This window comes from Pseudomonas sp. BIGb0176 (assembly GCF_024810175.1).
GTDB classification, from domain to species: Bacteria; Pseudomonadota; Gammaproteobacteria; order Pseudomonadales; family Pseudomonadaceae; genus Aquipseudomonas; species Aquipseudomonas protegens.
On the sequence record NZ_JANUEC010000002.1, the window covers coordinates 513195 to 526693 of the forward strand.

17 protein-coding genes are annotated in these 13499 nt (G+C 62.9%); 8 read left to right on the plus strand and 9 right to left on the minus strand.

Features of this window, described 5'->3' with window-relative positions:
• The first annotated feature begins 39 nt into the window (after nucleotides 1-39).
• The 5 genes from M2395_RS13195 to M2395_RS13215 all read left to right on the plus strand — a co-directional run bounded on the left by M2395_RS13195 (nucleotide 40) and on the right by M2395_RS13215 (nucleotide 3494).
• A complete protein-coding gene (locus M2395_RS13195) occupies nucleotides 40-396 on the plus strand; it encodes a 4a-hydroxytetrahydrobiopterin dehydratase (RefSeq protein ID WP_007930096.1) in 357 nt (118 codons plus the stop codon).
• Nucleotides 396-1586, plus strand: a complete 1191-nt coding sequence (locus M2395_RS13200; protein ID WP_123430232.1) for an amino acid aminotransferase — start codon at nucleotides 396-398, stop codon at nucleotides 1584-1586. The genes M2395_RS13195 and M2395_RS13200 overlap by 1 nt, the downstream gene beginning before the upstream one ends.
• Nucleotides 1587-1780: 194 nt before the next feature.
• Complete coding sequence (locus tag M2395_RS13205) at nucleotides 1781-1912, plus strand: hypothetical protein (protein WP_015634613.1); 132 nt, start codon at nucleotides 1781-1783, stop codon at nucleotides 1910-1912.
• Between the two features lie 83 nt (nucleotides 1913-1995).
• Nucleotides 1996-2178 carry a hypothetical protein gene (locus M2395_RS13210; RefSeq protein ID WP_011059945.1) on the plus strand — a complete coding sequence of 61 codons (183 nt, stop codon included), beginning with the start codon at nucleotides 1996-1998 and terminating at the stop codon, nucleotides 2176-2178.
• Between the two features lie 116 nt (nucleotides 2179-2294).
• On the plus strand, nucleotides 2295-3494 hold the full coding sequence (locus M2395_RS13215; RefSeq protein ID WP_011059944.1) for an MFS transporter: 1200 nt from the start codon (nucleotides 2295-2297) through the stop codon (nucleotides 3492-3494).
• Here the strand turns inward: M2395_RS13215 and arfB are convergent.
• The 3 genes from arfB to M2395_RS13230 form a co-directional block, all read right to left on the minus strand.
• Nucleotides 3491-3904 carry an alternative ribosome rescue aminoacyl-tRNA hydrolase ArfB gene (arfB, locus tag M2395_RS13220; protein WP_011059943.1) on the minus strand — a complete coding sequence of 138 codons (414 nt, stop codon included), beginning with the start codon at nucleotides 3902-3904 and terminating at the stop codon, nucleotides 3491-3493. The genes M2395_RS13215 and arfB overlap by 4 nt on opposite strands.
• A 204-nt stretch (nucleotides 3905-4108) precedes the next feature.
• Complete coding sequence (locus M2395_RS13225; RefSeq protein ID WP_011059942.1) at nucleotides 4109-5530, minus strand: amino acid permease; 1422 nt, start codon at nucleotides 5528-5530, stop codon at nucleotides 4109-4111.
• Between the two features lie 651 nt (nucleotides 5531-6181).
• Nucleotides 6182-6502: a hypothetical protein gene (locus tag M2395_RS13230; protein ID WP_134532568.1), complete on the minus strand. Its 321-nt coding sequence runs from the start codon at nucleotides 6500-6502 to the stop codon at nucleotides 6182-6184.
• 49 nt (nucleotides 6503-6551) lie between these two features.
• Between M2395_RS13230 and M2395_RS13235 the strand changes: the two genes are divergently transcribed.
• Nucleotides 6552-6689 (plus strand): hypothetical protein, encoded by a 138-nt coding sequence (locus tag M2395_RS13235; protein ID WP_011059941.1) that lies wholly within the window; start codon nucleotides 6552-6554, stop codon nucleotides 6687-6689.
• Nucleotides 6690-6752: 63 nt separating this feature from the next.
• Nucleotides 6753-7718 (plus strand): leucyl aminopeptidase, encoded by a 966-nt coding sequence (locus M2395_RS13240; protein WP_053149710.1) that lies wholly within the window; start codon nucleotides 6753-6755, stop codon nucleotides 7716-7718.
• A 142-nt stretch (nucleotides 7719-7860) separates the two neighbouring features.
• Here M2395_RS13240 and rluB read toward each other — a convergent pair whose 3' ends face one another.
• The 6 genes from rluB to M2395_RS13270 form a co-directional block, all read right to left on the minus strand.
• The gene (rluB, locus tag M2395_RS13245; RefSeq protein ID WP_041116636.1) at nucleotides 7861-9051 is read right to left on the minus strand and encodes a 23S rRNA pseudouridine(2605) synthase RluB; all 1191 of its coding nucleotides are present in this window, start codon (nucleotides 9049-9051) and stop codon (nucleotides 7861-7863) included.
• A gap of 145 nt (nucleotides 9052-9196) precedes the next feature.
• Entirely contained in the window at nucleotides 9197-9388 is a 192-nt protein-coding gene (locus M2395_RS13250; RefSeq protein WP_011059938.1) for a DUF1289 domain-containing protein, read from the minus strand.
• 77 nt (nucleotides 9389-9465) lie between these two features.
• Nucleotides 9466-10479 carry an SMC-Scp complex subunit ScpB gene (scpB, locus tag M2395_RS13255; RefSeq protein WP_019093745.1) on the minus strand — a complete coding sequence of 338 codons (1014 nt, stop codon included), beginning with the start codon at nucleotides 10477-10479 and terminating at the stop codon, nucleotides 9466-9468.
• Nucleotides 10480-10491: 12 nt separating this feature from the next.
• Complete coding sequence (locus M2395_RS13260; protein WP_169893818.1) at nucleotides 10492-11190, minus strand: ScpA family protein; 699 nt, start codon at nucleotides 11188-11190, stop codon at nucleotides 10492-10494.
• Between the two features lie 120 nt (nucleotides 11191-11310).
• Entirely contained in the window at nucleotides 11311-11940 is a 630-nt protein-coding gene (locus M2395_RS13265; protein ID WP_041120586.1) for an L-threonylcarbamoyladenylate synthase, read from the minus strand.
• 13 nt (nucleotides 11941-11953) lie between these two features.
• The gene (locus tag M2395_RS13270) at nucleotides 11954-12814 is read right to left on the minus strand and encodes a PHP domain-containing protein (protein ID WP_011059934.1); all 861 of its coding nucleotides are present in this window, start codon (nucleotides 12812-12814) and stop codon (nucleotides 11954-11956) included.
• Nucleotides 12815-12901: 87 nt separating this feature from the next.
• On the opposite strand from M2395_RS13270, the gene M2395_RS13275 reads away from it, so the two are divergent.
• Entirely contained in the window at nucleotides 12902-13498 is a 597-nt protein-coding gene (locus M2395_RS13275) for a septation protein A (RefSeq protein ID WP_011059933.1), read from the plus strand.
• Nucleotide 13499: the final 1 nt, after the last annotated feature.

A 13499-nucleotide genomic window follows, 5' to 3' on the forward strand; every position in this document is an offset into this window, starting at 1 on the left:
TAGTAACTTCCAACAAGAATTGAATCCTGGGAACCCACCATGACCGCTCTGAACCAAGCCCATTGCGAAGCCTGCCGTGCCGATGCTCCTCAAGTCAGCGACGAAGAACTGCCGGTACTGATCAAGCAGATCCCTGACTGGAACATCGAAGTTCGCGATGGCGTGATGCAGCTGGAAAAAGTCTTCCTGTTCAAGAACTTCAAATTTGCCCTGGCTTTCACCAACGCCATGGGCGAGATCTCCGAGGCCGAAGGCCACCACCCGGGCCTGCTCACCGAGTGGGGCAAGGTCACCGTGACCTGGTGGAGCCACTCGATCAAGGGCCTGCACCGCAACGACTTCATCATGGCAGCCCGCACCGATGAAGTGGCCAAGACCGCAGAAGGACGCAAGTAATGCACTTCGACGCCATCGGCCGGGTTCCCGGCGACCCGATTCTCGGCCTGATGGGGGCCTACGCCAACGATCCCAACCCGCGCAAGTTCGACCTCGGCGTGGGGGTCTACAAGGACTCCCAGGGCCTGACGCCGATCCCGCGCTCGGTGAAGCTGGCCGAACAGCGCCTGGTGGACAGCCAGGACACCAAGATCTACATCGGCGGCCATGGCGACACGGCCTTCGGCAAGGTGATCAATGAACTGGTACTGGGCAGCGATTCGAAACTGATCGCCACCCAGCGTGCCGGCGCCACGCAAACCCCGGGCGGCACTGGCGCCCTGCGCCTGAGTGCCGACTTCATCGCCCACTGCCTGCCGGGCCGTGGCGTGTGGCTGAGCAACCCGACCTGGCCGATCCACGAGACCATCTTTGCCGCGGCCGGGGTCAAGGTCAGTCACTACCCCTATGTGGGCAGCGACAACCGCCTGGACGTCGAGGCCATGCTGGCGACCCTGAACCAGGTGCCCGAGGGCGACGTGGTGCTGCTGCACGCCTGCTGCCACAACCCCACCGGCTTCGACCTCGGCCACGCCGACTGGCAACGCGTGCTGGACGTGGTACGCAGCCGCAAGCTGCTGCCGCTGATCGACTTCGCCTACCAGGGCTTCGGCGATGGCCTGGAGCAGGATGCCTGGGCAGTGCGGCTGTTCGCCGCCGAACTGCCGGAAGTGCTGATCACCAGCTCCTGCTCGAAGAACTTCGGCCTGTACCGCGACCGGACCGGCGCTTTGATCGTCTGCACCCAGGACGCCGAGAAACTGCTCGATGTGCGCAGCCAACTGGCCCATATCGCCCGTAACCTGTGGTCCACGCCACCGGATCACGGCGCGGCGGTGGTCGCCACCATCCTCGGCGACCCGGAGCTGAAAAGCCTCTGGGCCGACGAAGTGGAAACCATGCGCCTGCGGATCGCGCAACTGCGCGCCGGCCTGCTGGAGGCCTTGCAGCCTTACGGCCTGGCCGAACGTTTCGCGCATATCGGCGTGCAACGGGGAATGTTCTCCTACACCGGCCTGAGCCCTGCCCAGGTCCAGGAACTGCGTGACCACCACAGCGTGTACATGGTCAGCTCCGGCCGCGCCAACGTGGCCGGGATCGACGCCAGCCGCCTGGACTTGCTGGCTGAAGCCATCGCCCGGGTCGTATAGCAACTTGCGCACCGTCACAGGCAGCCCTCTGGCTGCCTGTGACGGCAAGCCGCACCACTCGATGAAATCCCTTTCATCCCAAAAAGCGCGATAAAAATCTTTTTGTCATTTCCAGTGCTGTATCCTGCCCAAGCTTTTTAAAAGCGCGGATCTACCCAGCGATTTAAAAAACAGACTTTGCGAGGAGCAACGACATGCATGAGATCCCGAATCTCCCCTTCCCAAGCCTGCACGAAACTGAGCAGACAACTCCGCCACAAGCCAGTGCCGACAAGCCTGTAGTGCAAGAAGCCGCCGACAGCCGCAAGGCCGACAGCGAAGACTGAAAGCTGTAACCAGACCGTGTGGAAAGCGCTACTCAAGCGCTTTCCACACCGCCTGAAACCCTCCTCCCGAGCCCCGCCGCACCATGACCGAATCCTTCAGCGAAACCCAAGCCAGCGTGCTGATCGGCACTGCCGAACAGATGATCGACGTGTGGAATCGCCTCAGCGAAGAAAAACAGGCCGCTCTGCTGGCCCGCTTCGGCACCCAGGAAAATGCCCTGGCCGCCCTGGTCACCACCCGGTTGCTGGGCAACAATGACGCCTGAACCGACTCCGGCCAGGTAAAAATCTGAACAACACATCGATTTCCCCCACAACCCCTCCCTGCACATCGGTATCATAAGCAGCCTATCTATTGAGCTGTCGCAGTGGTCCGATCCCCATGCCAGATACCCAGCGCCCCTTGACGGTCACGCTGCACGTCGTCTCCATCGTCCTGTTCACCTTTATCGGCTACCTGAATATCGGCATTCCGCTGGCAGTATTGCCGGGCTACGTGCACAGCGAGCTGGGCTTTGGCGCGGTGATCGCCGGCCTGGTGATCAGCGTGCAATACCTGGCCACCCTGCTCAGCCGGCCCTATGCCGGGCGCATCATCGACAATCTGGGCAGCAAGCGCGCGGTGATGTACGGCCTGGCCGGCTGCGGCTTGAGCGGGGTGTTCATGCTGCTTTCGGCCTGGCTGCACAACCTGCCGACCCTGAGCCTGATCAGCCTGCTGATCGGCCGCCTGGTCCTGGGCAGCGCGGAAAGCCTGGTGGGCTCGGGCTCCATCGGCTGGGGCATCGGCCGGGTCGGGGCGCAGAATACCGCCAAGGTGATTTCCTGGAACGGCATCGCCAGCTACGGCGCCCTGGCCATTGGCGCGCCGCTGGGGGTGTGGCTGGTAAGCCGGCTGGGGCTGTGGAGCATGGGAGCGAGCATCATCCTGCTGGCGCTGCTCGGCCTGCTGCTGGCCTGGCCGAAACTCGCCGCGCCGATCGTTGCCGGCGAGCGCTTGCCGTTCATCCACGTGCTGGGCAAGGTGTTTCCCCACGGCTGCGGCCTGGCCCTGGGCTCCATCGGCTTTGGCACCATCGCCACCTTCATCACCCTGTACTACGCCACCCGGCACTGGGACAACGCCGTACTGTGCCTGAGCCTGTTCGGTGCCAGCTTCATCGGCGCGCGACTGCTGTTCGGCAACCTGATCAACCGCCTCGGCGGCTTTCGCGTGGCGATTGCCTGCCTGTCGGTGGAAACCCTCGGCCTGTTGCTGCTGTGGCTGGCACCGGATGCCAATTGGGCCCTGGCCGGCGCAGCCCTGAGCGGCTTCGGCTTCTCCCTGGTATTCCCGGCCCTGGGGGTGGAAGCGGTGAACCTGGTGCCAGCCTCCAGCCGCGGCGCGGCAGTGGGGGCCTACTCGCTGTTCATCGACCTGTCGCTGGGCATCACCGGCCCGCTGGCGGGGGCGATTGCTGCCGGTTTCGGCTTTGCCTCGATCTTCCTGTTCGCCGCCATCGCTGCCTGCACCGGCCTGGTGCTGAGCCTGTACCTGTACCACCAGGCGCCCAAGCTGCGCCAGGAACGCGAGGCGCGCTAGAAGTCCACTTTGCCGCGCCCGGCCTTGATGCTGCCGCGCTTGGCCTTGGTCTCCAGGCGGCGCTTCTTCGAACCCAGGGTCGGCTTGGTCGGGCGGCGCTTCTTCTCCACCTTGATGGCGCTGAGAATCAGCTCGGTGAGGCGCTCCAGGGCATCGGCGCGGTTCTGCTCCTGGGTGCGGTACTGCTGGGCCTTGAGGATGATCACGCCGTCACTGGTGATGCGGCTGTCGCGCAGCGCCAGCAGGCGCTCCTTGTAGAACGGAGGCAGGGACGAAGCCGGAATGTCGAAGCGCAGGTGCACCGCGCTGGACACCTTGTTGACGTTCTGCCCACCGGCGCCCTGGGCACGGATGGCGGTCAGCTCGATCTCGGCATCCGGCAGATGCACGTTGTTGGAAATCACCAGCATGGAACAGGAATCCGTCTTCAGGGCGCATAGGATACCCCCATTCCCCACGCTCTTGCGGGTCTCTTCGCTGGCAAGCCAGCCCCCTACAGCGGGCAGGCACACCGTAGGAGCCGGCTTGCCGGCGAAAGCGATCTCAGCCCCCGACAAAAATCACGGCCATGAAAAACCCGGCCGGAGCCGGGTTAGTCGTTGCCAGGGCCGCGCTTACTTCAGCGAAGCACTGGCTGCCTGCAGCGCGTGCTGGGCACTGCGCTTGTTCTTGATGCAGTAGCAGACCCACATGAACACCACCCACACCGGGATCGCGTACACCGAGATCTGGATGCCCGGAATCATCAGCATGATGCCCAGGATGAACACCACGAACGCCAGGCAGACGTAGTTGCCGTAGGGGTACCACAGCGCCTTGAACAGCGAGGTCTGGCCGGTACGCTCCATGTGCTGGCGGAACTTGAAGTGCGAGTAGCTGATCATCGCCCAGTTGATCACCAGGGTCGCCACCACCAGGGACATCAGCAGCTCCAGGGCGTGCTGCGGAATCAGGTAGTTGAGCACCACGGCGACGAAGGTCACCAGCGCCGAAGCGAGGATCGACATCACCGGTACGCCGCGCTTGTCGATCTTGGCCAGGGCCTTGGGCGCATCGCCCTGCTCGGCCATGCCCAGGAGCATGCGGCTGTTGCAATAGGTGCCGCTGTTGTACACCGACAGCGCCGCGGTCAGGACCACGAAGTTGAGGATGTGCGCCGCGGTGTTGCTGCCCAGCATCGAGAACACCTGGACGAACGGGCTGCCGCTGTAGGCATCGCCGGAAGCGTTCAGGGTCACCAGCAGGGTGTCCCACGGCGTCAGCGACAGCAGCACCACCAGGGCGCCGATGTAGAAAATCAGGATGCGATAGATCACCTGGTTGATCGCCTTGGGGATCACGGTCTTCGGCTTGTCGGCTTCCGCTGCAGTGAAACCGAGCATTTCCAGGCCGCCGAAGGAGAACATGATGATTGCCATGGCCATCACCAGGCCGCTGACCCCATTGGGGAAGAAGCCGCCGTGGGACCACAGGTTGCTCACCGAGGCCTGCGGGCCGCCGTGGCCGCTGACCAACAGGTAGCTGCCCAGGGCGATCATGCCGACGATGGCGACCACCTTGATGATGGCGAACCAGAACTCGGCCTCGCCGAAGACCTTGACGTTGGCCAGGTTGATGGCGTTGATCATGACGAAGAACACGGCTGCCGAGGCCCAGGTCGGGACGTCCGGCCACCAGTAGTGCACATACTTGCCGACCGCGGTCAGCTCCGACATGCCCACCAGGATATAGAGGATCCAGCAGTTCCAGCCCGAGAGGAAACCGGCAAAGCCGCCCCAGTATTTATGGGCAAAGTGGCTGAAGGAGCCGGCCACCGGCTCCTCGACGATCATCTCGCCGAGCTGGCGCATGATCATGAAAGCGATGAAACCGCAGATGGCATAACCGAGGATCATCGACGGGCCGGCGGACTTGAGCACCCCGGCCGACCCCAGGAACAAACCGGTACCAATCGCGCCGCCCAGGGCGATCAGTTGAATATGGCGATTCTTCAGGCCGCGTTTCAGCTCGCCCGAATGCGAGTTTTGTCCACTCATGAAAAGGCTCTCACGCAAGGTAATGTGTGTCAGACGTTGCCGCCCGGTAAAGGCTTAAGCGGCGCGGATCAAACCCCAGCGCAGGCACCAGAAGTTCAGCGTTCTTTTAACGGTCATGCGTCACCTGTTTGTTTTTATCTGTGACGAAATCGAACCCACCACGCTCGTGACGCGGCGGAGTGAACAAGGTGGATAACCTTGAGTTTATTGGCCTTGCAGCGAGCTCTTCAGCGCCTCGCAAGCGGTCTGGAAAGCACGTTTCAGGCGCAAAATGCGCGGGTACGCAGTTGGGTCACAGTTAAAACGCCGCGCATTGTACACCCCTGACTCCCTGCCGCCAGACACCGCTTTATCAGCGTGCCGGTAACCGGAATCCTGCGGGGCCAGCCCGATGCTCGGCATCGGCGGCGCGAAAGTGGACGGACCGAGTGGGGTCGTCGATGAATGAGCGAAGGCCATCGCCCATCGAAGGGTGTGGGTGAAAGTCGGTTACGGCGTTCATTGCGCCTCCTTCTTGTTATGCACCTGTACGCAGGCAGGTGTGCATCTCACCTGCCTTGGCGCCCCGGAACAAGCGGGCTAGAGCCTCGGCGGTGGCTTTCCCGAACAACTGCCGGCAGCTTTTCCTTACAGCACATCCATCGCCGCGAATTACAGGCGGATCACGGCGCATTTCGTAATTTTTTCTTTACGAGGCGTAACGATAAATTGCCAAACCAGATCAACTGGCGAACCGACTGCAAATTGACACCCACGCCGCCCGACAAGCGGAAAAGCCTTAGCTTTTTGTTTTCTGGGAATAAATATTTCACCTAAAAATAGAAAATAAAGTTCAGCAGAAAATAATCTAATTATTTTTTTGCACTTCAAAATGCCCTGGACTAGGTTTCCAGCCACTTGCCGGCTCAGCCAGCCGACAAGTTCCGGGAGTGGATGAGCGGCCCAGCAACCTTCCCGTTCTCCGCTGTTCAACTGCTCCGCCAATGGACTGCTTACACGCACTGTATCTAGGAGAGACACCATGCAAGCACTGGAACAAGACCTGGAAACCGAACTGCAACTGGACGACTGGTTCGAAGCCGCCACCCATGAAGCAGCAGTGGAAATGATGCAGGCCGACGCGGTGGTGCCATTCGGCACTGCCATGTGGCCGATGTAAGGCGCCCGGACCGGTGCAGGCCTGGTGCCTGCGCCGGTCACCTTTGTCCTCCAGGGAGGTTTTATGGACCAGACCCGCGCCATCCGCCATTTCCTGTACTACCTCGAGCGGCATCCGGCCTTGAGCGGCGCCCAGCCCTCCAGGGTGGTGATCGGCCACACCGCCGAGTACCAGGCCATGGTCAGCGCCATCCTCGAACAGTCGCGCCAGGCCACCCCACTGACGGTCAGCGCCCTGCGCCTGGACCAGGAGCCGGCGGCGACCCTTGCCCAGGCCATCATCGACTGTGACCTGTACATCTTCTTCTACGACTCCTCGACCCTGCCCCAGCCACACCCCGACGGCCCGGAGTTCCTGCGGCCGCTGCATGGGCTGATGGCCGAGCACTGGAAGAAGTCCCTGCTGTTCAAGGATTACGGCGAGTACTTCTACGACACCTTCAGCGTCGAGCCACAACGCATTGCCGACCTCAACGCCACTCTGATCCGCCGCCTGTCCCAGGCCACCACCCTGAGCTTCAGTGACCTTCAGGGCTCATATTTCGAAGCGCCCTTGAACAGCGTGAAGAAATGGACCGACATCAACGGCGTCGGCAACTACGACCTGGCACCGGGGGAAATCGCCACCCACAGCGATGCCATCAACGGCCATGTGAAGTTTCTCGGCACCTTCCTCAGCACCATCCCTTTCGCCCGCAAGTACGGGGTGCTGAAAGCACCGCTGGAACTGTGGATCGAGAACTCCAGCATCAGCCGGGTGGCCACCGAGGTGCCGGGGCTGGCCAATGACTTCAACAAGTACCTGGATGCCAACCCGTCCAACCGGCGCATAGAGGAACTGGGAATCGGCACCAACGAGGGCATCAGGTCTCTCTACGGGCGCAACTCCGGCTTCGAAGAGCGCCATTGCGGCCTGCACCTGGGCCTGGGGGGCGGCGCCAAAGGCAGCCATCACCTGGACCTGATCTTCAGTTCCGGAGTGCTGGCGGTGGATAACAAGCCTGTGTTCGACGGCCAGTTCGCCTTCTAGCGTAGGAGCTGGCGGGCCAGAAGGCCGCTATCAGCCTGCGCAAGCCGGGCGGCCCGGTTCGCCGGCAAGCCGGCTCCTGCGCAGTTGCAGGCAAAAAAAAACGCCAACCCGGAGGTTGGCGTTTTTGTCGGCAGGCCGGGAATCACTCCGGCTTGCGGCGACCAAAACCGGGACGCTGGCCGGAACCGGCCGGGGCGCCACGGCGCTTGCCGGACGGTGCGTCCTTGTCCAGCACCAGGCTTGGGCGCTTGGACTTGGGCGCCGGCTTGGCCGGACGCTTGGTGTCCGCGGGGCGTTCGGCCACCGGAGTGCCGCGGCCAGTAGCCGGACGCGGAGCACGGGAGCCACGCTCGCCATCCGGACGGGCAGCCGGCTTGCGGCCAGGACGCTCGCCTTCGATCTGCGGCTCGCGGGAAACACGCGGGGTGGCCGCGCTGCCATTGGCCGGACGCAGGGTGCGCACGCGCTCGCTCTTGCCCACCGGACGCGAGGATTTGCGCTGCATGCGCTCCAGCTTGTCCTTGGACTTGGCATTGAGCTGCGGCATGGCCACCGGCGTCAGGCCGACTTCGGCGCTGAGCACATCGACTTCGTACTGGCTCATTTCGCGCCAGCGGCCCATGGGCAGGTCGGAGTTGAGGAACACCGGACCGAAGCGCACGCGCTTCAGGCGGCTGACCACCAGGCCCTGGGATTCCCACAAGCGGCGCACTTCACGGTTGCGACCTTCCATCACCACGCAGTGGTACCAGTGGTTGAAACCTTCGCCACCGGGCGCCTGCTGAATGTCGGTGAACTTGGCCGGGCCGTCTTCGAGCATGACGCCGGCCTTGAGGCGCTCGATCATCTCGTCGTCGACCTCGCCACGCACACGCACCGCGTACTCACGGTCCATCTCGTAGGAAGGGTGCATCAGGCGGTTGGCCAGCTCACCGTCGGTGGTGAACATCAAAAGACCGGTGGTGTTGATGTCCAGGCGGCCAATGTTGATCCAGCGGCCTTCGCGCGGACGCGGCAGCTTGTCGAACACGGTCGGGCGGCCTTCCGGGTCGTCGCGGGTGCAGATCTCGCCGTCGGGCTTGTTGTACATGATCACGCGGCGCACCGATTCGGCGGCCTCTTCGCGCTTGATCACCTTGCCATCGATGGAAATGGCGTCATGCAGGTCGACGCGCAGGCCCAGGGTGGCCTCTTTGCCGTTGACCTTGATCCGGCCCTGGCTGATCCAGGACTCGACATCGCGGCGCGAGCCGACGCCGATGCGGGCGAGGACTTTCTGCAGTTTTTCGCCGGCTGGACGGATTTCCTGGTCGTTCTGATCGGTATCGCTCATCTGGGCACCTCCCGGTGTGTCGCTTCAGGCTTGAGCGGCCTGAAGGGTGGAAAACAGGGTCTGTGGCGAAGGGATCGCCAAAGGGTCGCGAATCATACGCTCATGGCGGCGGTTGCGCATCACAGACTAGTTGATAAGTCGCCCCTCAGGACTTTTTCCGCCGGCCGGTGGCGCGCAATTGCAGCAGGCGCATGGCGGCTTCAGCCAGCACTTGACGGCGCTCGGCCTTGTCGAGCTTCTTCCAGGCCTTGATCTCACGCTTGCTGCGCCCGCAGCCGATGCAGATGTCATCGCTGAACTTGCACACGCTGATGCAGGGATCCTTGGCAGAACTCATCCATCACCTCTGTAGGAGCCGGCTTGCCGGCGAAAAAAACCGCCAGCCATGCGCCGAGCCGGCCAGCGACTACAAGGTCAATCGTCCAGCAGGCGGCGTTCGTTTTCGATGGCTTCGGCCAGGGCCAGGGCTTCGGCCTCTTCCTCGCTCAACTGCGGCGTAGCAGGCTCCAGAGCGGCTACTGCGGCGAGCAACTTGGCCCGGGCCTCGGCCACGCCCAGCACATCATCCTCTGCTTCGACCGGCGGCCGGTCCTCGGGTTCGACCGGGAATTCATCGGGCTCATCGGCGAGGAACTCAGATTCGGTCCGGGCCTCCTCCTGCGGGAGATCCGGCACCGGCTCTTGCACTCCTCCCTGCTCCGGTTCCACCACACCATCACGGTGCAAGTCTTCGAAGTCGGTCTTGATCCCCTCCTCCATGGAATCCAGCTCCAGCAGCAGGGTATGGAAGCTGGTTTCTTCCTTGGGTTCCTCCGGCTCGGCGCTGGCATCGGCCAGTTGTTGCAGGTGCTCGGGCACCGGCGCGTCGTCGAATTCCAATACCGGCTCGGCCTCGATCTCCCGCAGTTCCGCCAAAGGCGGCAGGTCGTCGAGGTTCTTCAGGTTGAAGTGATCGAGAAACGCCTTGGTGGTGGCGAACATCGCCGGCTTGCCCGGCACGTCGCGATACCCCACCACGCGGATCCACTCACGTTCCAGCAAGGTCTTGACGATATGGCTGTTGACCGCCACGCCACGCACGTCCTCGATCTCGCCCCGGGTGATGGGTTGGCGATAGGCGATCAGGGCCATGGTTTCCAGCATGGCGCGCGAGTAACGCTGTGGGCGCTCTTCCCACAGGCGGCCGACCCAGGGCGCGAACTTCTCGCGGATCTGCAGGCGATAGCCGGAGGCCACTTCCTTGAGCTCGAAGGCCCGCCCTTCGCAGGACTTGCCGAGCAGGGCCAGGGCTTTCTTGAAGACCGCCGGGTCCGGCCGCTCGGCTTCTTCGAAGAGCTCGAACAGGCGTTCCAGGGACTGGGGTTTTCCCGAGGCCAACAGAAAGGCTTCGAGCAGGGGCGCCAGCTCGCGGGGTTCATTCAAATTCATGATTTAAGCTCGTTATTCGGCTCGCGCCCGCACGTGGATGGCCGCAAAGGGCTCATTCTGCACCAGCTCGACCAAGGATTCCTTGACCAGTTCGAGGATCGCCATGAAGGTCACCACCACCCCCAGGCGCCCTTCCTCGGCGGTGAACAGCTCGACAAAGGGCACGAAACCGCCGCCCTTGAGCCGCTCCAGCACATCGCTCATGCGCTCGCGGGTGGACAGCGCCTCGCGGCTCACCTGATGGCTTTCGAACATGTCGCCACGGCGCAGCACCTCGGCCATGGACATCAGCAACTCTTCCAGGGCCACATCCGGCAGCAGCTTGCGCGCCCGGGCCTCCGGGGCGTCGAGCTTGGGCACCAGCACATCGCGACCGACCCGGCTCAGGCCGTCGATGCCCTCGGCGGCCGCCTTGAAGCGCTCGTATTCCTGCAGGCGGCGGATCAGTTCGGCCCGCGGATCGTCCTCTTCTTCCTCGACCTCGGCTGAGCGCGGCAGGAGCATGCGCGACTTGATCTCGGCAAGCATTGCCGCCATCACCAGGTACTCGGCGGCCAGTTCCAGGCGCACCGACTGCATCAGCTCCACATAACCCATGTACTGGCGGGTGATCTCCGCCACCGGGATGTCGAGGATGTTGATGTTCTGCTTGCGGATCAGGTACAGCAGCAGGTCCAGCGGGCCTTCGAAGGCTTCGAGAAAGACTTCCAGGGCATCCGGGGGGATGTACAGGTCCAGGGGCATTTCCATGACCGCCTGGCCGTAGACCATGGCGAAGGGCAGCTCCTGCTGGGCGCCGGCCTGGTCGTCGACGGTTTCCACTGCGGACATCTAGGCCTCGGCCATGAACGGCGCGGGGTCGCCGCAACCGACGCGGATCACTTCCGGCTCGCCGTCGGCGAGATTGATCACCGTGGACGACTCGGTGCTGCCGAAACCGCCATCGATGATCAGGTCCACCTGGTGCTCCAGCAACTGGCGCATCTCGTAGGGATCGCTCAGGGCCTCGGTATCACCGGGCATGATCAGGCTGACGCTCATCAGCGGCTCGCCCAGCTCGGCCAGCAGCGCCAGGGCGATCGGGTTGCTCGGCACCCGCAGGCCGATGGTCCGGCGCTTGGGGTGCAGCAGCAGGCGCGGCACTTCCCGGGTGGCGTTGAGAATGAAGGTGTAGGGCCCCGGCACATGGGCCTTGAGCAGACGGAAAGTGCCCGTGTCGATCTTGGCGAACAGGCCCAACTGCGAAAGGTCGCTGCAGATCAGCGCGAAGTTGTGCTTGTCGTCCAGCTGGCGCAGGCGTCGAACCCGTTCGATTGCGCCCTTGTCGCCCATCTGGCAGGCGACGGCGTAGGACGAATCCGTGGGATAGATCACCACACCGCCGCTGCGAATGATCTCGACGGCCTGTTTGATCAGGCGTGGCTGGGGGTTTTCCGGGTGGATCTGGAAAAATTGACTCACTGTCTCTACCTGTTCAGGCGGCAATAATTGGCTCATGTTTGAACCGACACCAAAGGGGCGGCAGGTCTTCCGGGACCGGGCGATACTCACCAATCTCGGACCAGCCTCCAGGGCCATGAAAGTCACTGCCAGCGCTGACCAGCAGTCCGAATTCACGAGCAAGGATAGCCAAACTGCCCACTTGCTCTGCAGGTTGGTGGCCATTGACCACTTCGATAGCATGACCACCGGCTTGAATATAGTCGGCAATCAAGCGGCGACGCTTGCTGCGGGTGAAATCGTAATGCCAGGGATGGGCCAGGCTGACCCAGGCCCCCGCGGCCCGCAGTGTGCCGACGGTTTCTTCCAGGGTCGGCCAGTGCTGCTTGACGTCCCCCAGCTTGCCGGCCCCCAGCCATTTGCGAAACGCCTCGGCGCGATCCTTCACGAAACCGGCACGCACCAGGTAGTCGGCAAAGTGCGGCCGCGCCGGTGCATTGCCACTGTCCCCCAGTTCCTGCTGGATCGCCCGGGCGCCTTCCAGCGCTCCCGGCATGCCCTTGAGGGCCAGCTTGCGGCTGATCTCCTCCGAACGCAGCCAGCGGCCTTCGTGGAGCTTTTCGATGGCTTGCACCAAAGCCGGGGCCTGGGTATCGAAGCCGTAGCCCAGCACATGGATAGTGGCGCCGCCCCAGGTGCAGGAAAGCTCGACACCATTGACCAGCTGCATGCCCAGTTGCTGCGCCGCTTGGCGCGCTTCGTCCAGCCCTTCGAGGGTGTCGTGGTCGGTCAGGGACAGGATTCGCACGCCTCTCTCGTACGCACGCGCAACCAGAACCGCGGGCGCCAGGGCGCCGTCGGAGGCCGTGCTATGGCAGTGCAAATCAACATTCACAGGACGATAAAACCTCAAGTCAGCTGGCGCTTTCGCTACCAAGGATGTTTGTTATTATGCCGGGACATCCTGCTTCTGGCTGCCACTGTGAAACAATTCATCGACTTCATCCCGCTGTTCCTGTTTTTCATCGTCTATAAAATTGATCCCCGCGTCGTCGACCTTGCCGGTCACGAAGTCACCCTGGGCGGCATCTACAGCGCCACAGCGGTGCTGATCATCAGTTCCCTGGTGGTGTATGGCGCCCTGTTCATCTCCCAGCGCAAGCTGGAAAAAAGCCAGTGGCTGACCCTGATCGCCTGCCTGGTCTTCGGCAGCCTGACCCTGGCCTTCCACAGCGAAACCTTCCTTAAATGGAAAGCTCCGGTGGTCAACTGGCTGTTCGCCCTGGCCTTCATCGGCAGCCACTTCGTCGGCGACCGCCTGCTGATCAAGCGCATCATGGGCCACGCCCTGACGTTGCCAGACCCGGTATGGACCCGCTTGAACATCGCCTGGATCGCCTTCTTCCTGTTCTGCGGCGCCGCCAACCTGTTTGTCGCCTTCACCTTCCAGAGCATCTGGGTCGACTTCAAGGTCTTCGGCAGCCTGGGCATGACCGTATTGTTCCTGGTGGGCCAGGGTATCTACCTCTCGCGCCACCTGCATGACGCCGATCCCACCACCCCGAAAACCGAGGACTGAC